Source organism: Streptomyces sp. NPDC104381 (genome assembly GCF_055583745.1).
Genome location: NZ_JBVJNK010000006.1, coordinates 159,949 through 178,196 on the forward strand (window position 1 = coordinate 159,949; position 18,248 = coordinate 178,196).

Sequence of the window (18,248 nt, forward strand, 5' to 3'; positions counted from 1 at the left end):
CTCGTTCCTGTGGGGGTTACGAGCGGAGAGCGTGCCACCAAATGAACGACTTTGACGGGACGCCGACAATTGCCTCACAAGTTTTTGACCAGTTCTTGTCCGAATGGAGTTCGTTCATGTCCGCTATGTGAAGAGGACGCACGGGAGCCCCCGTCCGACCTGAGTCGGGCGGGGGCTCCCGGGGAAGCGCGTGTGCGGCGTCGGGTCAGAGGTTGACGCCGAAGTCCTGGGCGATGCCGCGCAGGCCGGAGGCGTAACCCTGGCCGACGGCGCGGAACTTCCACTCGGCGCCGTTGCGGTAGAGCTCGCCGAAGACCATCGCGGTCTCGGTGGCGGCGTCCTCGCTCAGGTCGTAGCGGGCGATCTCGGTGCCGCCGGCCTGGTTGACGATGCGGATGAAGGCGTTCCGCACCTGGCCGAAGTTCTGGCTGCGCGCCTCGGCGTCGTAGATGGAGACCGGGAAGACGATCTTGTCGATCTCCGCCGGGAGGCCCGCGAGGTTGACGTTGATCTGCTCGTCGTCGCCCTCGCCCTGGCCCGTGACGTTGTCACCGGTGTGGACGATGGTCTGGTCCGGCGTCGCCTTGTTGTTGAAGAAGACGAAGTGGCCGTCGGAGAAGACCTTGCCGGCGGCGTCGACCGCGATCGCCGAGGCGTCGAGGTCGAAGTCGGTGCCGGTGGTGGTGCGGACGTCCCAGCCGAGGCCGACCGTGACGGCGGTCAGGCCCGGGGCCTCCTTGGTGAGCGAGACGTTGCCGCCCTTGGACAGGCTTACAGCCATGGGAAGTCCCTTTCCTCGTCGTGTGCGGGCTTCGTGCCATCACGAAAGCTACCGTCACCCGTCCTAACGCAGACAAGAGACCACGAGGTTCCTGCTCGCTTTACTTTCTTTGCCGAACTTCTGGACGAACGCGCGCAAAACAAGGTGACGAACCGGCCGGGGGCCGGGGAACATGGGTGTCATGTCCGGGCCCTATGTCATCCGCGGTTCGGTCTCCCTGCCGGAGGCCGAACTCATGTGGCGTTTCTCGCGGTCCTCCGGGCCCGGCGGGCAGCACGTCAACACGAGCGACTCCCAGGTGGAGCTCCGCTTCGACCTCGCGGCGACCGAGTCCCTGCCGGAGGTGTGGAAGGCCCGTGCCCTCGAACGCCTCGCGAACCGGCTGGTCGGCGGCGTCGTGTCCGTACGCGCCTCCGAGCACCGCTCCCAGTGGCGCAACCGCGAGACGGCCGCCGTGCGGCTCGCGGCGCTCCTGGCGGAGGCCACCGCGCCGCCGCCCAAGCCGCGCCTCAAGAAGAAGATCCCGCGCGGCATCAACGAACGCAGGCTGCGCGAGAAGAAGCAGCGCGGCGACACGAAGCGCGGGCGCTCGGGCCGCGACTGGTAGACGCGGGACGGCCCCGCCCCCCCCCCACGGGTCGGCCGCAGGACGGTCCCGCCCCGACCCGCCGCGCAGGCAGGTCCGGGCGGTCAGGCCAGGTGCCGGTAGCGGCCCTTGAAGTACGTCAGCGGCTCGCCCTCCGCGCTCGGCAGCGACGCCGTCAGCACCCGCCCGATCACCAGCGTGTGGTCCCCGGCCCGGACGCGCTGCTCCGTGTCGCACTCCAGGGTGGCCAGCGCCCCGTCCACGAGGAGCGCCCCGGTGGCCTCGCCCCGTACGCAGGGGAGGTCCGCGAACAGCAGCCGGTCGCTGATCCGCCCCTTCATGGAGAACCGCCCGGCGACCTGCCGCTGGCTCTCCGCGAGCACCGACACCGCCCACCGGGGCTGTTCGGCCAGCAGGTCGTCCATGCGTGAGTCGTTGCGCACGCTCACCATGACCAGCGGCGGATCCAGGGACACCGACATGAAGGCGGTCGCCGTCATCCCGACGTCCTCGCCCAGCCCGTCCTCGTCCAGCGGGGGCTCCTGGGCGGTGATCAGCACCACGCCCGCCGCGAGACGGGACAGGGCGGCACGGAATTCGTCGTTGCTCACCCCTTCAGCATGGGGGACGGCTTCGGGGCGCGGGGCGGGGGGAGTCTTCTGCAGCACACGGGGAACGCTAGTGCCGCCGCGCGCGCCGCCGCATCGGGCCAGGGGACCAGTCAGGTCCTAGGACCTGAGCCCCGGGTGTGCCGATTTGCGTTCGATAAAGAACAGACGTCCCGGGAGGCACCACTAAAGGTCTTTACCATCTGTTGTGACTTGAGTCACAGAGAGCAATATTTGTTGACCCTGTGTACCGGGTGCACAGCTCACTGTGATTCAGTGGCCGTGACAGTGCAACAAGTACGTCGATATGAAACCTGGAGTTGCTGTCGAGGTCTCGGGGAGTGCGAGCAATGGAGGCCGAGTCGGAGCCGTATGTCCGTCTTGCGACCATGCGGCAGTTGCACCAGGCCGTCGCTGATCTCAACACGGCGCGGAGCCTGGCGGACACGCTGCAGTCGGTCGCCGACGGCATCGTGGCCGGTCTCGGCTACGAACTGGGCTGCGTGAACCTCGTCCGCCCCGACGGCGATCTGGTGGTCGCCGCGTTCGCCGGCAACAGCGCGGCCGAAGCCCTGATCACCGGCCGCGTCGGCTCCCGCGAGTCCTGGGAGCGCAGGCTCTCGATGGGCGAGGCCTGGGACGAGCTCCGCTTCATACCCCACACCGAGGGCTGGGTGCTCCTCGACGACGACGTACCGCAGTGGCACACCGAGGGGCCGGAGCCCCGCTTCGAGGACGAGTGGCACCCCCTGGACCGCCTCTACGCCCCCATGTACGCCTCCGGCGGAGGTCTGGACCTCCTGGGGGTCATCTCGGTCGACAGGCCGCGCAACGGCCGCCGTCCCGGCGCCTGGGGCCGTGAGGCCCTCCAGATGTACGCCTCCCAGGCGGCCATTGCGATCAGTAACGCCCGCCTCCGAGCAAACATGCAGCGCGCCCTGGTCCGGCTGGAGCGCGAGCAGCAGGCGCTGCGGGCCAGCGAGGAATCCTTCCGTCAGGCCTTCGAGTACGCCCCGAGCGGCATGGCCATCGCGGAGATGGGCGGTGACCAGCACGGCAGGCTGCTGCGGACCAACGACGCGCTCTGCCGCCTCCTGGGGCGCCCCGCCTCCGTCCTGCGCCGCTACTCCTTCGCCGACCTCGTCCACCCCGAGGACATCGGCACCCTGCTCCGTACGTCCGCCGAGGGCGGGCGGGCGGAGCTGCGGCTCGGGCGCAGGGACGGCACGTACCTCTGGGTCTCGCTGCGCAACTCCGTCGTCGCGGACACCACCGACGGCCCGCGCTTCCTGCTCACCCATGTCGAGGACATCGAGGAGCGCAAGCGCAACGAGCTGAATCTCGCCCACCGGGCCTCGCACGACGCGCTCACCGGTCTGCCCAACAGCGCCGAGCTGCGCTCCCGGCTCGGCGCGCGGCTGTGTGAGAGGCCTCACTCGGTCACCTCCAGCGCCATCGAGGCGCTGGACGCGGCCTACGGCGACATGGACAGCGCGGCGCACGGCTATCGCGCGGACGGCTACGAGGGTGAGGTCGCGCCGGGCGTCGGCCCCTACGACCACCATGTGCACAGCGTGGCGCCCGACCCCGAGCGCGACGACGGGACCAAGGGTCTCGCGGTGCTGTTCTGCGATCTGGACGGCTTCAAGTCCATCAACGACCGCTTCGGGCACCACGCGGGTGACGCAGTTCTCATCGAGGTCGCCCGGCGGCTCACGACCTGCGTACGGGACGGTGACACGGTCGCGCGGCTCGGGGGTGACGAATTCGTCGTCCTCGCGGACGGCCTCGGGGCGGCAGATGCGGCAGATCTGGCCGTACGCTTGCGTAACGCCATCATTCCGCCCATCCGGGTGGACGGCCGGGCAGTCAGGGTCGGGGCGAGTTTCGGTATCGGCTGGGCCGAGTGCGGCATGACCGAGGAAGAGGTCCTGCACTCCGCCGACCAGCGGATGTACGTGGAGAAGCGGTCCCGGTCGAAGGTTCACCGCAGAGCCGGCTGACGTTCACGCCCTGGCATTCCCCGTACACCGCCCGGTTTTCCGGGGGACCGAGGGCAATTCGACGCGTGCTCCGTTCGGGGTAGGCTCGGCCGGTCGGCGACGGCTGGCGACATGGTGAGGAGTGACCCAGGGATGACGGCCGGAAACAACGGCGCGAGCAAGCCCGAGGACGACGATCCGTTCGGCTATCTGTACGCGGACGGGCAGGCGGCGGGCGCACAGCCGCCCGGGCAGGGTGGCTACGGCTACCCCGGTCCGGCGGCACAGCGCGGTGTGCCCAGAACGTCGTACAACCAGGTGCGGGCGGTCGGCGAGCGGCAGTACGGTCAGGTCCCGCAGCAGCAGGCGTACGGCCAGCAGGCCCCGCCGCAGTACGGTCAGCCCAACGGGCAGTACGGCCAGCCGAACGCGCAGTACGCGGCGCCCGAGACGTACCCCGGGGGCGCGCCCACGACGCAGAGCCAGTCCGGTGGGTACGGCGGCGGCGACGGCAGGAACGCCGGTCCCGGCCGTGGTGGCCCCAACACCAAGGCGCTGCTGATCGCGGCCGTCGCGGTGGTCGCGGTCGTGCTGATCGGGATCGGTGCCGCCCTGATGACGGGCGACGACAGCGACGGCAAGAAGGACGAGGCCGGGTCGTCGGCGGGTCCGGCCGACGAGGTCGAGGACTCCCCGAAGCCGGAGAAGTCGGCCGAGGCGTCCCAGGAGCCCGTGGACCTGCCCGAGCAGGACGCGGCGACGCTGACGCTCGGGGGCACGGCGTCCCTGGACAACACGGTCAAGGGTGCCAAGAGCGCGAACGGCCAGTACATCAGCCTCAACGAGGTCGGCCGGTCGGCCACCTGGACGGTCGATGTGCCGGAAAGCGGCGAGTACACGCTGTTCGTGACGTACGGCGTGCCGGGCAAGGACGCCAAGACGTCCCTCACGGTCAACGACGAGGACCCCCGCTCCATCAACATGAAGAACTTCGCGCAGGCCGCGGAGGGCGATCTGGAGAAGGGCTGGACGCGGACGTACGCCTGGGTCCAGCTGAAGAAGGGGTCGAACTCGCTGATGCTCTCGTGCAACGAGGGTGACTCCTGCGACGCCAACCTCGACCAGCTGTCGCTGAAGTCGGGTCACGTCAAGAACTGATCCGCCGCCCGTTCAGGAACCAGCACCACCGTCGTCCCGGTCAGCGCCCCGCGCGAGCCGGGACGCGGTCGTTCCCGGGGTCGTTCAGGCGGCGGGTGCGTGCTGTTCGACGGTGACGCGGGGCAGCAGTTCCTCGTAGGCCGCGCGGTCGAACTCCCCGGCCACCGGGGCCAGTACGGTCGCCGCGGACAGAGCCACCGCGCGGGTCAGCCTGTCCTGCCAGCCCAGCCCTTCGGCGAGGGCGGACAGCAGTCCGGCCACGGCGGAGTCGCCCGCACCCGTCGGGTTGCCGCGTACGGCGGAGGGCGGGGCGGCCCGCCAGATGCCGTCGGGGGTGACGGCGAGGAGCCCGTCCGGGCCGAGGGAGGCGACGACGCTGTGCGCACCCCGGCGGCGGGCGTCGCGGGTGGCGCGCAGGGGTTCGCGGGCGCCGGTGAGCTGGGCCAGTTCGTCGGCGTTCGGCTTGATCAGGTCGGGGCGGGCGGCGATGCCCCGGCGCAGGGGTTCGCCGCTGGTGTCCAGGAGGACGGGCACGCCGGCGGCGCGGGCGAGTCGTACGAGTTCCGCGTACGCGCCGACGTGGATGCCGGGGGGCAGGCTGCCGCAGAGGGCGACGGCGTCGGCCCCGGGGAGCAGCTCCCGGAACGTGCCGAGGAAGGCCGTCCACTCGCCGGAGCCTATGTACGGGCCCGGTTCGTTGAGCTGGGTGGTGTCCCCGCTGGTGCGGTCGACGACGGCGAGGGTGCGGCGGGTGTTCCCGGCGACGGTGACGAGCGCGTCGGTGGGGCGGTGGGGGAGTGCGCCGATGAGTGCGCGCAGGACCTCTCCGGTGGGGCCGCCGGCGAAGCCGGTGATCACGGTGTCGTGGCCGAGGGCGGCGAGCACCCGGGCCACGTTGACGCCTTTGCCGCCGGGGCGTTCGGTGACCTCGTGGACGCGGTGGCTGGTGTGCGGGACGAGGGCGGGGACGCCGTAGGTCAGGTCGAGTGCCGTGTTCAACGTGACGGTCAGTATCACCTGTACCGGCCCCCGGTTCCTTGTCGTCCGTTCCCACGCGCCGTCTCCCCGCGGCGCTGTCCTTGGTGATCATGCCAAAGAGGCGGCGGTCGTCCCAGGTTTCCGGGACAACCGCCGTCTCTTCGTTACGTGTTCAACCGCCCGTCTGTTCCGCGGGTCCGCCGGTCAGCCGAGCGGGGGCTCCACGATCCACTCGCCGCGGCGCATGACGCCCTTGAGCGCGAAGTCCGCGTCCAGGACGACCAGGTCGGCGTCCTTGCCCGGTTCCAGCGAGCCGACCCTGTCGTACACGCCGAGGAGCCGGGCCGGGTTGGCGGAGATGGACCGTACGACGTCGTCGACGGAGATCCGGTCGATGGTCACGGCCCTGCGGAACGCGGTGTCCAGGGTGAGGGTGGAGCCCGCGATCGAGCCGCCCTCCACGAGCCGTGCGACCCCGTCCCTGACCTCGACGGCGAGCGGGCCGAGCTCGTAGAAGCCGTCCTCCGCGCCGGCCGCGTCCATGGCGTCGGTGATCAGGGCGACCCGGTCGGCGCCCGCGTGGTGGTAGGCGAGCTCCAGGGCGGCGGGGTGCAGATGCGTCCCGTCGTTGATCAGCTCGACGGTGACCCGCTCGTCCTCCAGGAGCGCCGCGATCGGCCCCGGGGCGCGGTGGCCGATGGGGGGCATCGCGTTGTAGAGGTGCGTGGCGACGGTGGCGCCCGCGTCGATGGCCTCGACGGTCTGCTCGTACGTCGCGTCCGTGTGGCCGACGGCGGCGATCACCCCGTGCTCGGCGAGCAGCCGTACGGACTCGATGCCGCCCGGGAGTTCGGTGGCGAGCGTGACCATCTTCGCGGTGCCGCGTGCCGCGTCGAGGAGCTTGCGGACCTCGGCGGGGTCGGGATCGCGGAGCAGTCCCTCGCTGTGGGCGCCCTTGCGGCACGGGGAGATGAAGGGGCCCTCGAAGTGGACGCCGGCGAGCTCGCCCTGTTCGACCAGCTCGGAGAGCATGCCTGCCTGGCGCGCCAGGAAGTCCATGTCGCCGGTGACGGTCGAGGCGACGGAGGTCGTCGTGCCGTGTGCGCGGTGCGCCCGCACCGCCGTCAGGGCGTCCTCGGCGGTCCCGGTGGCGAAGGACGCGCCGCCGCCGCCGTGGTTGTGCATGTCGACGAATCCGGGGACCACCCAGTGGCCCGGGAGGTCGAGGGTCGGGGTGTCCTCCCGCGTGCTGCCGGCGATCCGGGCGCCTTCGACGATCACCCGGCCGTTCTCGACGGTGCCGGTGGGGAGCACCACCCGGGCACCTGTGAGAACGGTGCTGTCTGCGCGTCCGGCCATCAGGCGGATACCTCCGTGGAGAGTAGATCCCAGGCGAGCAGCCCTGCGCCCAGGCATCCGGCGGTGTCCCCGAGGGCCGCCGGGACGATGTGAGGCAGCTTCTGGAACGTGACCCGTTCCTCGACAGCCGCACGCAGTGGTGTGAACAAGGTTTCCCCCGCCTCGGCGAGACCGCCACCGATGATGAGCGTGCGGGGGTCCAGCAGGGTGAGCGCGGTGACCAGCCCCGCGGCGAGCGCGTCGACGGCGTCCTGCCATACGCGCAGGGCAGCCGGATCGCCGGTGGTGACGGCCTTCGCGCAGTCCGCGGCGTCGGCGTCGGGGTCGCCGGAGGCGGCGGCCCAGGCCCGGGACACGGCGGCGGCCGAGGCGAGGGTCTCCAGGCAGCCGCGCTGGCCGCAGCCGCAGTCCGGGCCGTCCGGCCGGACCACGATGTGGCCGATCTCGCCCGCGTAGCCGTGGGCGCCCGCCTCGATGGTGCCGGCGATGCCGATGGCCCCGGCGATCCCGGTGCCCAGCGGCACGAACAGGAAGCGGTCCGCTCCCCGGCCCGCGCCGATCCGTCCCTCGGCGAGACCGCCGGTCCGTACGTCGTGGCCGAGCGCGACCGGTATGCCGCCGAGCCGCTCGCCGAGCAGCTTGCGCAGGGGTACGTCGCGCCAGCCCAGGTTGGCGGCGTAGACGGCGATGCCGCGTTCCGCGTCGACGATGCCGGGGACGGCGACGCCCGCGGCGACCGCGCCTTCGCCGAAGTGCTCCTCGCCGTACGCGTACAGATCCTCGGCGAAGCCCAGGATGCTCTCCACGACGGCGTCCGCACCGCGCTCCCTGCCGGTGGCCCGGCGCGCCTCATGGAGCAGCGCGCCGTCGGCCCCGACCAGGGCGGCCTTCATTCCTGTGCCGCCCACATCGAGGGCGATGACGTGTCTCACGGAGACAGTTTCGCCCGCCGACCCCTAAAAGGTCTAGTCCACTATCGTGGTTTGTTGCGCACCCATACAAAACGGCCCTGCTAGATTGCCGAATCGATACACCGGTGGTGTAGACCTCCGTGCGTACGTGAGGCAGGATCGCGGGTTCGTCGCCGAGCGGCGGCGTCCGCGTCGAATGATGTAGGGGATGGGCAAGGCTGTGCAGCGGCGCTATGTGGGTCTGACCGCGGTGGTGGCCGCACTCGGTATGACGGCGACGTTGTCGGGGTGTGGTTCGGACGCCGGAGGCGACGTCACGCTGCGGCTCGTCGCGGCCGACTACGGTACGGGCGCGGAGAACAGCTCCCAGAAGTACTGGGACGACGTCGCCGGGAAGTTCGAGAAGGCCAACCCCGACATCAAGGTCGAGGTCAGCGTCTACTCCTGGAAGGACGTCGACCGCAAGGTCGCCGAGATGGTGAAGGCCGGGAACGCCCCCGACATCGCCCAGATCGGGGCGTACGCCGACTACGCCAAGGCGGACAAGCTGTACACCGCCGACGAGACGACAGCCATCCGTACGACGTCCAACTTCTTGCCCTCGCTGACCGACGCGGGTGAGGTCGACGGCAGTCTGTACGGCCTTCCGTTCGTGGCCAGCACGCGGCTCCTCTTCTACAACAAGGGCCTGTTCGCCAAGGCGGGCCTCGGCGCCCCGCAGACCTGGGACGACATCCAGAGCGACGCCACCGCGCTCAAGCAGCGTGGCGTGACCTACCCCTTCGCCCTGCCGCTCGGCCCGGAGGAGTCCCAGGCCGAGACCCTGATGTGGCTGCTCAGCGGGGGCGGCGGCTACACGGACGACGTCGGCAACTACGACATCGACTCCCCGGCCAACATCGCGACCTTCCAGTGGCTGAAGAAGGACCTCGTCGGCAAGGGGCTCACCGGGCCCGTCGCCCCGGGGAAGCTCGACCGGGCGAAGGCCTTCGAGGCGTTCACCAAGGGCGAGGTGGGCATGCTCAACGGGCACCCGACGCTGATGCAGGAGGCCGAGAAGAAGGGCGTCGACGTCGGCATGGTCCCGCTGCCCGGGATCGACGGGCCGACCAACGGCTCGATGGGTGTGGCCGACTGGATGATGGGCTTCAAGCAGAACGGCCACCGGGCGGAGATAGGCAAGTTCCTCGACTTCGCCTACAGGGACGAGAACGTGCTGGCCTTCGCCGACCAGTACGACCTGCTGCCGGTGACCAGCAGTGCGTCCGCCGCGATGGAGGCGGACAACAAGCACAAGTCGCTGCACGAGTTCCTCTCGGCGCTGCCGAACTCGCAGCTGTACCCGTTCGGCAAGACGTCGTGGGCGCAGGCCAGTGAGTCGATCAAGGAGAAGATCGGTTCGGCGGTCGAGCCGGGGGGCAGTCCGGAGAGTGTGCTCGTGGAGATCGCGTCTCAGGCCCGGCAGGCGGAGAGCGCGGAGTAGGTAGGTTGGTTGATATGACCGCCGACCGTTCCGATCCTTCCGGTTCTTCCGAGTCCGCCGAGGCTGGGGGGCCGCAGGGCTCTGGTGCCTCCGGGGCCTCCGGGGCCTCCGTTGTCCCGCTCTCGGGGCAGGAGCGGGCGGTGCTGGCCCTGGAGCGGCGTTCCTGGGCGGGGCCCGGGGCGAAGGAGCGGGCGGTCCGGGAGGAGCTGGGGATCTCGCCGGTCCGCTACTACCAGTTGCTCAACGCGCTGCTGGACGACCGGCGGGCGCTGGAGGCGGACCCGGTGACGGTGAACCGGCTGCGGAGGGTTCGGGAGGCGCGGCGGGGGCGGCGCTGAGGGCGGAGCCGGTCTCGGGCCGGGCCCGTCCCGGGGCTCCGCCCCGGACCCCGCGCCTCAATCGCCGGCGGGGCTTGATTCGGCCCTGTAGCGCCGGACGGTGAGCGGTCGCGCCGATAGGGTCGGGGGATGGGTAATTCGGTGCATCCCCTTCCGACCCCGTCCACCCGGGCCGGCCGTGACGGCCTCGCCGCGCTGGTCGAGCGGCCCGGCCGGGCGGTCGTCGCGTTGGACTTCGACGGCACGCTCGCCGACATCGTCCCGGACCCGGAGCAGTCCCGGGCGCACCCCGACGTCCTCCCGGCGCTCTCCGCGCTCGCCCCGCAGGTCGCCGCGGTCGCCGTGATCACCGGGCGGCCCGCCGACACGGCCGTGCGGTACGGCGGCTTCGCCGGGGCGGCGGGGCTGGATCACCTCGTCGTCCTCGGGCACTACGGCGCCGAGCGCTGGGACGCCGTCACCGCCACCGTGCACGCCCCCGCCCCGGACCCCGGCGTCGAGGGTGCCCTGGCGGAGCTGCCCGCCGTGCTGGCGGGGACCGGCGTCGGTGACGGGGCCTGGATCGAGGAGAAGGGCCGCGCGGTCGCCGTGCACACCCGCCGCGCCGCCGACCCGCAGGGCGCCTTCGAGGCCCTGCGCGGGCCCCTCGGGGATCTCGCCGCCCGCCACGGGCTGATCGTCGAGCCGGGCCGCCTCGTCCTGGAGCTGCGCCCGCCGGGCGTGGACAAGGGCGTGGCGCTGGAGGAGTACGTGAAGGAGACCGGCGCCGAGGCCGTGCTGTACGCCGGAGACGACCTCGGGGACCTCGCCGCGTACGCCGCCGTCGAGAAGCTCCGCGCCCGGGGGATCAAGGGCCTGCTCGTGTGCAGCGGCACCGAGGTCCCCGAACTGGCCGAGCGCGCCGACCTGGTGCTGCCGGGCCCGGTGGCGGTGGCGGAGCTGCTCCACTCCCTGGCCCGGCGGATCACACGGGACTAGCTCCGCAGCGCGTCCAGCTGGTCGAGGAACCACTGCTGGGGCGGCAGCGCGGTCGCCGCGGCGGCCAGTCGCTTCGAGCGGGCGCCCCGCTCGTCGGGGTCCATCGTGAGCGCCTCGTGCAGCGCCGCCGCCGTGGCCGACACGTCGTACGGGTTGACCACGATCGCGTCCTCGCCCAGCTCCTCGTACGCCCCCGCCTCCCGGGAGAGCACCAGCGCGCAGCCGTGGTCCGAGACGACCGGGACCTCCTTGGCGACCAGGTTCATGCCGTCGCGGATCGGGTTGACCAGGGCCACGTCCGCCAGCCGGTACGCGGCCAGGGAGCGGGCGAAGTCGTCGTCGACGTGGAGCAGGACCGGGGTCCAGCCCTCCGTGCCGTACTCCGCGTTGATGGCGTCGGCGACCCGCTGGACCTCCGCCGTGTAGTCGCGGTAGACCGCGAGGTCCTGTCGCGAGGGGTAGGCGAAGGCGATGTGCACCACGCGTTCGCGCCATTCGGGGCGCTCCTCCAGCAGCGCGCGGTAGGCGTGCATGCCGCGGACGATGTTCTTGGAGAGCTCCGTGCGGTCCACCCGCACGATCGTGCGCCGGTCCGCGCCCACCTGGTCCCGCAGGATCTCCATGCGCTCGTCCACGTCCGCCTCGCGGGAGCGGCGGCGCAGGAAGTCCGCGTCGGCGCCCAGCCCGTGCACCCCGATCCGGGTGCGGCCGGTGCCGCCGAGGATCTCCGTGCAGCAGCCGATGAAGGCGTCCGCCCAGCGGCGGGTCAGGAACGCGGCGCGGTCGGCGCCCAGGATGCCGTCGAGGAGCTGCTCGCCGATGTCGTCGGGCAGCAGCCGGAAGTAGTCGACGGGTGCCCAGGGGGTGTGCGAGAAGTGCCCGATCCGCAGGTCGGGGCGGAGCTCGCGGAGCATGCCCGGGACCAGCGAGAGGTGGTAGTCCTGCACCAGGACCGAGGCGCCCTCGCCCGCCTCCTCGGCGAGCGCCTCCGCGAAGGCCCGGTTGTACGCCTCGTAGGAGGCCCACTGCCGGCGGAACTCCGCGTCGAAGACGGGCTCCACCGGCGTCTGGTAGATCATGTGGTGGACGAACCAGAGCACCGAGTTCGCGATGCCGTTGTACGCGTCGGCGTGCACCCCGGCGTCGATGTCGAGCATCCGGACGCCGGTCTCGGAGACCCCGCGCCGGACCGCCTCGCGGTCGCCGTCGCTGAGCGCGGCGCACACCCACAGCTTGTCGTCGACGGCGCTGAGGCCGGAGACCAGCCCGCCACCGCCCCGTTTCGAGTCGAGCGTGCCGTCCTCCCGCAGTGCGTACGACACGGGGCCGCGGTTGGACGCGACGAGGACCTGGGCGGCGTGCTCGGAGACCATGTACCCGAACCTAGCCCGTTCGGGAAGCCGCCAAACGTGAAGCGGCTGTGGAGCCGGGCGTGGGGCGGGCGCGGAGCCGGGTGTGGGGCCGGGCGCAGAAGAACCGTTACGCCGCACTCCGTGACGCGTACTCCGCGATCTCCCGCATCGGCGGCCTCTCCTCGGTGTCCACCGCATGGGTGTGCGGGACGAATCCGCCGGGCCCCCGCTCGAACTGGGTGATCTCGGGCCGCACGAGGGGCCCCCGGGAGAGCCGCTGCTGCGCCGTCCGGTAGATCGTGGCGGCCATCCGCCCGAGGGCCTGGCCGTCCTGGTGGCGGTGCCGGCGTACGCCCACGTCGACCTGTGCCAGCGCGTCCAGGCCGACCGTGTGCAGCGCGTCCACGAGCAGGCCCAGCTCCACTCCGTAACCGACGGGGAAGGGGAGCCGCTCCAGGAGGGAGCGCCGCACCGCGTACTCGCCGCCCAGCGGCTGGACGAAGCCCGCCAGCATCGGCCAGTGCAGATTGAGCAGCGGGCGGGCCACCAGCTCCGTCACCCGGCCGCCCTGGCCTGCGGCCTCGCCCAGCGGGCGGTCGTACATGGCCTTGACGAACTGCACCGCGGGGTCGGTCAGCAGGGGGCCGACGATCCCGGAGACGAAGTCCGCGGAGAAGTCCTTGAGGTCCGCGTCGACGAAGCAGACGATGTCACCGCTGGTGACGAGCAGCGAGCGCCACAGCACCTCGCCCTTGCCGGGCAGGGCGGGGATCCGGGGGAGAATCGCGTCCCGGTGCACGACCCGGGCGCCGGCCCGCCGCGCCGCGTCGGCGGTGGCGTCGGTGGAACCGGAGTCGATCACCACCAGTTCGTCGACGAGCCGGACCTTCTCCATCAGCTCGCGCCGGATCTCCGCGACGATCGCGCCGACCGTCTCCTCCTCGTTCAGCGCAGGCAGGACGACGCTCACGCGCGAGCGGTGCGGATCGCGCGCGCGGGCGGCCGTGAGCCGGTCCAGCGGGCGGTCGGCAGCAGACCAGGAACGCCTGCTCAGCCAGCGTTCCACCTCTTCCAGCACGGTCGATACTCCCTGTATGTGATCCATCTCGCGGTTCGGACGACTATCTCAACCGTCCGGTGCTTCGGTTACAGTCTTGAACAACGCGGATGACCGTCGCATGTCGGGGTCGGTCCGCCGATAAACGCCCGGATCCATGGTCCGGCGCCATAGCGCTCATCCAGAGGGACTGAGGGAACGGCCCGTTGAAGTCCCGGCAACCCTCCTGCCGACCGCGAGGTCACGGTGGGGAAGGTGCCAATTCCGTCTTGTGGCGAAATACGTCGCAAGGAAGATGAGGAGAAAGGGCCTCCGCCATCATGGCCGTGCAGACAGTTGCAGCCGACACCAATTCTTCCACCGTGGACCTCGGTCCCGCCGCGGCACTTTCCTGCCGCGAATGCGGCGAGCGTTTCGCGCTCGGTCCCATTTTCGCCTGCGCGTCCTGTTTCGGGCCGCTCGAAGTGGCGTACGACCTGCCGAGCGGCTCCCCCGAAGAGCTGAAGAAGCGCATCGCCGAGGGCCCCGACAACATCTGGCGTTACGCGCCGCTGCTGCCCGTCCCCTCCGATGTCGCGGACAAGCCCAACATCAACCCCGGTTTCACCAAGCTGGTCAAGGCCGACAACCTGGCCCGCGAGCTGGGCGTGACCGGCGGTCTGTACGTCAAGGACGACTCCGGCAACCCGACGCACTCCTTCAAGGACCGTGTCGTCGCGATCGCCGTCGAGGCCGCCCGCGCCTTCGGATTCACCACCCTCTCCTGCTCCTCCACCGGCAACCTCGCCGGTGCGGTGGGCGCCGCCGCAGCCCGCGCCGGCTTCCGGTCCTGCGTGTTCATCCCGCACGACCTGGAGCAGGGCAAGGTCGTCATGGCCGCGGTGTACGGCGGCGAGCTGGTCGGCATCGAGGGCAATTACGACGACGTCAACCGCTTCTGCTCGGAGCTCATCGGCGACCCGCTCGGCGAGGGCTGGGGCTTCGTCAACGTCAACCTCCGGCCGTACTACGGCGAGGGCTCCAAGACCCTGGCGTACGAGATCTGCGAGCAGCTCGGCTGGCAGCTGCCCGACCAGATCGTCATCCCGATCGCGTCCGGCTCGCAGCTGACGAAGATCGACAAGGGCCTCCAGGAGCTGATCAAGCTCGGCCTCGTCGAGGACAAGCCGTACAAGATCTTCGGTGCCCAGGCCGAGGGCTGCTCCCCGGTCTCCACGGCCTTCAAGGCCGGCCACGACGTGGTGCGCCCGCAGAAGCCGAACACCATCGCGAAGTCCCTGGCGATCGGCAACCCGGCCGACGGCCCGTACGTCCTGGACATCGCCCGGCGCACCGGCGGCGCCGTGGAGGACGTGAACGACGAGCAGGTCGTCGACGCGATCAAGCTGCTGGCCCGCACCGAGGGCATCTTCGCGGAGACCGCGGGCGGGGTGACGGTCGGCGTGACGAAGAAGCTGATCGACTCCGGTCTGCTGGACCCGTCCCTCACCACCGTCGTCCTGAACACCGGCGACGGACTGAAGACGCTCGACGCGGTCGCCCCCACGACCGGCCTGTCGGCGACGATCCGGCCCAGCCTGGACGCGTTCCGCGACGCGGGCCTCGCCGCCGCCAACTGACCACCCGAGACCGAAGGAAGGCACCCACATGAGCGTCAAGGTCCGTATCCCCACCATCCTCCGCACCTACACGGGCGGCCAGGCCGAGGTCCCGGCGGAGGGCGCGACCCTCTCCGAGGTCATCGCCTCCCTGGAGCAGAACCACCCGGGCATCGGCGCCCGCGTCCTGGACGACCAGGGCAAGCTGCGCCGCTTCGTCAACGTGTACGTCAACGACGACGACGTGCGCTTCGAGGGCGGTCTGGACGCGGTCACCCCGGACGGCGCCGGCGTCTCGATCATCCCGGCGGTCGCCGGAGGCTGATCCCGCGCATTGCGCAGCGTGAGCACCGTGGCCCCCTCCGCGAGAGAAGCGGAGGGGGCCATTCTGCATGGTTGAGCACGGTACAGTTGGGGAAGTCCCCGCAGCTGCCCGTGCCCCCCGCATATGAGAATGCGCCCGGCCGCGACAAGAAGCAGCCAAAGTACGTGAGCCTCTTGAGGCATAAGTGGCCTTTGTCAGGCCCGACTTGCCCTGGAATCCATTGAATTCTCCCCATGCGTGCGATCACCTGTGCCCAGAATTCTCGTCCGATTGACCTGTTGCAGAGGGCAGTTGGGCAGATACATTCAGCCGCGGTCGACGCGTTCCGGCGCACGCCACCCTCTCCTGTCGGAGGGTGAGTTCTGACCCGGGCCCGCGAAGTGCGGTGCTCGTGCAAGGGCCAGTAATAGGGGAGTTAGGCATGGCTCAGGGCACCGTCAAGTGGTTCAACGCGGAGAAGGGGTACGGCTTCATCGCGGTCGACGGTGGTGCGGATGTTTTCGTCCACTACAGCGCGATCCAGATGGACGGGTACCGCACCCTCGAAGAGGGTCAGCGAGTTGAATTCGAGATCTCGCAGGGCCAGAAGGGGCCCCAGGCCGACATGGTCAAGCTCGCCGTCGGCTGAGCTCGGCGCGGTCGTCCGACGACACCACTCACGCACGTGAGGCCCGCACCCCGGACCGGGGTACGGGCCTCACGCGCGTCCGCGTACCCCCGAGGTTGTCCACATCCCGAGGGCGACGCTTGCACTCGCAGGGGTCGAGTGCTAATCATTGGCGTTAGCACTCTCCAGGTGAGAGTGACAGAACGTGGACCGGGCCGGTGAGGCCCGCAGGCACGGTGGAGCAAGGAGCCACCGCGCACGCTGGCCGTCCGTCGCGGGCGCCTCTCGGTCCGGAGAAATCCTTCCCCAAGCTCTCAACTGCGTTCGAGCAGGGGAGACCCCATTCGTCCGGGAGGACCACTTCACATGGCCAAGATCATCGCGTTCGACGAGGAGGCACGGCGCGGTCTCGAGCGCGGGATGAACCAGCTCGCCGACGCCGTCAAGGTCACCCTCGGCCCCAAGGGCCGTAACGTCGTCCTCGAGAAGAAGTGGGGCGCGCCCACGATCACCAACGATGGTGTTTCCATCGCCAAGGAGATCGAGCTCGAGGACCCGTACGAGAAGATCGGTGCGGAGCTGGTCAAGGAGGTCGCCAAGAAGACGGACGACGTCGCCGGCGACGGTACGACCACCGCCACCGTTCTCGCCCAGGCGCTCGTCCGCGAGGGCCTGCGCAACGTCGCCGCGGGCGCCAACCCGATGGCTCTGAAGCGTGGCATCGAGAAGGCCGTCGAGGCCGTCTCCGCCGCTCTGCTGGAGCAGGCCAAGGACGTGGAGACCAAGGAGCAGATCGCTTCGACGGCCTCCATCTCCGCTGCCGACACCGAGATCGGCGCCAAGATCGCCGAGGCGATGGACAAGGTCGGCAAGGAAGGCGTCATCACCGTCGAGGAGTCCCAGACCTTCGGTCTGGAGCTGGAGCTCACCGAGGGTATGCGCTTCGACAAGGGCTACATCTCGGCGTACTTCGCCACCGACATGGAGCGTATGGAGGCGTCGTTCGACGACCCGTACATCCTGATCGTCAACTCCAAGATCAGCAACGTGAAGGACCTCCTTCCGCTGCTGGAGAAGGTCATGCAGTCGGGCAAGCCCCTGCTGATCATCGCGGAGGACGTCGAGGGCGAGGCGCTGTCGACGCTGGTCGTCAACAAGATCCGTGGCACCTTCAAGTCCGTCGCCGTCAAGGCCCCGGGCTTCGGTGACCGCCGCAAGGCCATGCTCGGCGACATCGCCATCCTCACCGGTGGCACCGTCATCTCCGAGGAGGTCGGCCTCAAGCTGGAGAACGCCGGTCTCGACCTGCTCGGCACCGCCCGCAAGGTCGTCATCACCAAGGACGAGACGACCATCGTCGACGGTGGCGGCGACAGCGACCAGGTTCAGGGCCGCGTCAAGCAGATCCGCGCCGAGATCGAGAACTCCGACTCGGACTACGACCGCGAGAAGCTCCAGGAGCGCCTCGCGAAGCTGGCCGGCGGCGTGGCCGTCATCAAGGCCGGCGCCGCCACCGAGGTGGAGCTCAAGGAGCGCAAGCACCGCATCGAGGACGCGGTGCGCAACGCCAAGGCCGCCGTCGAGGAGGGCATCGTCGCCGGTGGTGGCGTGGCTCTGCTCCAGGCCTCGGCCGTCTTCGAGAAGCTCGACCTGACCGGTGACGAGGCCACGGGCGCCAACGCCGTGAAGCTCGCGCTGGAGGCCCCGCTCAAGCAGATCGCCGTCAACGGTGGTCTCGAGGGTGGCGTCATCGTCGAGAAGGTGCGCAACCTGCCGATCGGTCACGGCCTCAACGCCGCGTCCGGCGAGTACGTCGACATGATCGCCGAGGGCATCATCGACCCGGCGAAGGTCACGCGCTCCGCCCTGCAGAACGCCGCGTCCATCGCCGCGCTCTTCCTCACCACCGAGGCCGTCATCGCCGACAAGCCGGAGAAGGCCGCCGCGGCCGCTCCGGGCGGCATGCCGGGCGGTGACATGGACTTCTGATCCTCGGATCGGAAGCTCCAGGCAGTACCCGCAGTACCCGCAGTATCCGTGCGACGCCGGCCCCCGGGATCCGTTCCCGGGGGCCGGCGTCGTCGTGCGTGCGCGTCAGGACCCGGACGCAAGGCGATCCTCCCGGCAACCCCGGCCTCCCGCGCCCC

Annotated in this window: 17 protein-coding genes and 1 riboswitch; of the genes, 10 read left to right on the forward strand and 7 right to left on the reverse strand. The window is 70.5% G+C overall.

The window, feature by feature from the left end; genetic code table 11:
* Window positions 1-205 precede the first annotated feature (205 nt).
* On the reverse strand, window positions 206-781 hold the full coding sequence (locus tag ACZ607_RS21805) for a TerD family protein (protein ID WP_469736948.1): 576 nt from the start codon (window positions 779-781) through the stop codon (window positions 206-208).
* 172 nt (window positions 782-953) lie between these two features.
* On the opposite strand from ACZ607_RS21805, the gene arfB reads away from it, so the two are divergent.
* Window positions 954-1,388 carry an alternative ribosome rescue aminoacyl-tRNA hydrolase ArfB gene (gene arfB, locus ACZ607_RS21810; RefSeq protein ID WP_469736950.1) on the forward strand — a complete coding sequence of 145 codons (435 nt, stop codon included), beginning with the start codon at window positions 954-956 and terminating at the stop codon, window positions 1,386-1,388.
* An 83-nt stretch (window positions 1,389-1,471) separates the two neighbouring features.
* On the opposite strand, the gene ACZ607_RS21815 is transcribed toward arfB, so the two are convergent.
* Window positions 1,472-2,035, reverse strand: a complete 564-nt coding sequence (locus ACZ607_RS21815) for a flavin reductase family protein (RefSeq protein ID WP_469736951.1) — start codon at window positions 2,033-2,035, stop codon at window positions 1,472-1,474.
* Window positions 2,036-2,325: 290 nt separating this feature from the next.
* Between ACZ607_RS21815 and cdgB the strand changes: the two genes are divergently transcribed.
* Both cdgB and ACZ607_RS21825 read left to right on the forward strand, forming a co-directional pair.
* Entirely contained in the window at window positions 2,326-3,978 is a 1,653-nt protein-coding gene (gene cdgB, locus ACZ607_RS21820) for a diguanylate cyclase CdgB (RefSeq protein ID WP_469736953.1), read from the forward strand.
* A gap of 132 nt (window positions 3,979-4,110) precedes the next feature.
* Entirely contained in the window at window positions 4,111-5,115 is a 1,005-nt protein-coding gene (locus ACZ607_RS21825; RefSeq protein WP_469736955.1) for a carbohydrate-binding protein, read from the forward strand.
* Between the two features lie 84 nt (window positions 5,116-5,199).
* Here the strand turns inward: ACZ607_RS21825 and ACZ607_RS21830 are convergent, their stop codons facing one another.
* The 3 genes from ACZ607_RS21830 to ACZ607_RS21840 all read right to left on the reverse strand — a co-directional run bounded on the left by ACZ607_RS21830 (window position 5,200) and on the right by ACZ607_RS21840 (window position 8,384).
* Window positions 5,200-6,132, reverse strand: a complete 933-nt coding sequence (locus ACZ607_RS21830; protein ID WP_469736957.1) for a 1-phosphofructokinase family hexose kinase — start codon at window positions 6,130-6,132, stop codon at window positions 5,200-5,202.
* 165 nt (window positions 6,133-6,297) lie between these two features.
* Entirely contained in the window at window positions 6,298-7,452 is a 1,155-nt protein-coding gene (gene nagA / locus ACZ607_RS21835) for an N-acetylglucosamine-6-phosphate deacetylase (RefSeq protein WP_469736959.1), read from the reverse strand.
* A complete protein-coding gene (locus ACZ607_RS21840; RefSeq protein ID WP_469736961.1) occupies window positions 7,452-8,384 on the reverse strand; it encodes an ROK family protein in 933 nt (310 codons plus the stop codon). Before ACZ607_RS21840 ends, nagA begins: the two co-directional genes overlap by 1 nt.
* Window positions 8,385-8,571: 187 nt before the next feature.
* Between ACZ607_RS21840 and ACZ607_RS21845 the strand changes: the two genes are divergently transcribed.
* From ACZ607_RS21845 to otsB, 3 genes are all read left to right on the forward strand, one after another.
* The gene (locus ACZ607_RS21845) at window positions 8,572-9,846 is read left to right on the forward strand and encodes an ABC transporter substrate-binding protein (RefSeq protein ID WP_469736963.1); all 1,275 of its coding nucleotides are present in this window, start codon (window positions 8,572-8,574) and stop codon (window positions 9,844-9,846) included.
* 14 nt (window positions 9,847-9,860) lie between these two features.
* Window positions 9,861-10,184 carry a DUF3263 domain-containing protein gene (locus ACZ607_RS21850; protein ID WP_469736965.1) on the forward strand — a complete coding sequence of 108 codons (324 nt, stop codon included), beginning with the start codon at window positions 9,861-9,863 and terminating at the stop codon, window positions 10,182-10,184.
* Window positions 10,185-10,313: 129 nt separating this feature from the next.
* Complete coding sequence (gene otsB / locus ACZ607_RS21855) at window positions 10,314-11,162, forward strand: trehalose-phosphatase (protein WP_469736967.1); 849 nt, start codon at window positions 10,314-10,316, stop codon at window positions 11,160-11,162.
* Here the strand turns inward: otsB and ACZ607_RS21860 are convergent.
* The gene (locus ACZ607_RS21860) at window positions 11,159-12,535 is read right to left on the reverse strand and encodes an alpha,alpha-trehalose-phosphate synthase (UDP-forming) (protein WP_469736969.1); all 1,377 of its coding nucleotides are present in this window, start codon (window positions 12,533-12,535) and stop codon (window positions 11,159-11,161) included. The two genes, otsB and ACZ607_RS21860, sit on opposite strands and share 4 nt — an antisense overlap.
* Before the next feature lie 106 nt (window positions 12,536-12,641).
* Window positions 12,642-13,592 (reverse strand): glucosyl-3-phosphoglycerate synthase, encoded by a 951-nt coding sequence (locus ACZ607_RS21865; RefSeq protein WP_469736971.1) that lies wholly within the window; start codon window positions 13,590-13,592, stop codon window positions 12,642-12,644.
* A 153-nt stretch (window positions 13,593-13,745) separates the two neighbouring features.
* A riboswitch (SAM riboswitch) is annotated at window positions 13,746-13,873 on the forward strand.
* Window positions 13,874-13,891: 18 nt separating this feature from the next.
* Here ACZ607_RS21865 and thrC point away from each other — a divergent pair.
* From thrC to groL, 4 genes are all read left to right on the forward strand, one after another.
* Window positions 13,892-15,190 carry a threonine synthase gene (thrC, locus tag ACZ607_RS21870; RefSeq protein WP_469736973.1) on the forward strand — a complete coding sequence of 433 codons (1,299 nt, stop codon included), beginning with the start codon at window positions 13,892-13,894 and terminating at the stop codon, window positions 15,188-15,190.
* A gap of 28 nt (window positions 15,191-15,218) precedes the next feature.
* Window positions 15,219-15,494: a MoaD/ThiS family protein gene (locus ACZ607_RS21875; protein WP_099174090.1), complete on the forward strand. Its 276-nt coding sequence runs from the start codon at window positions 15,219-15,221 to the stop codon at window positions 15,492-15,494.
* Window positions 15,495-15,915: 421 nt separating this feature from the next.
* Window positions 15,916-16,122, forward strand: a complete 207-nt coding sequence (locus tag ACZ607_RS21880) for a cold-shock protein (protein ID WP_003967346.1) — start codon at window positions 15,916-15,918, stop codon at window positions 16,120-16,122.
* Between the two features lie 345 nt (window positions 16,123-16,467).
* Window positions 16,468-18,090 carry a chaperonin GroEL gene (gene groL / locus ACZ607_RS21885; RefSeq protein WP_469736975.1) on the forward strand — a complete coding sequence of 541 codons (1,623 nt, stop codon included), beginning with the start codon at window positions 16,468-16,470 and terminating at the stop codon, window positions 18,088-18,090.
* Window positions 18,091-18,248 lie beyond the last annotated feature (158 nt).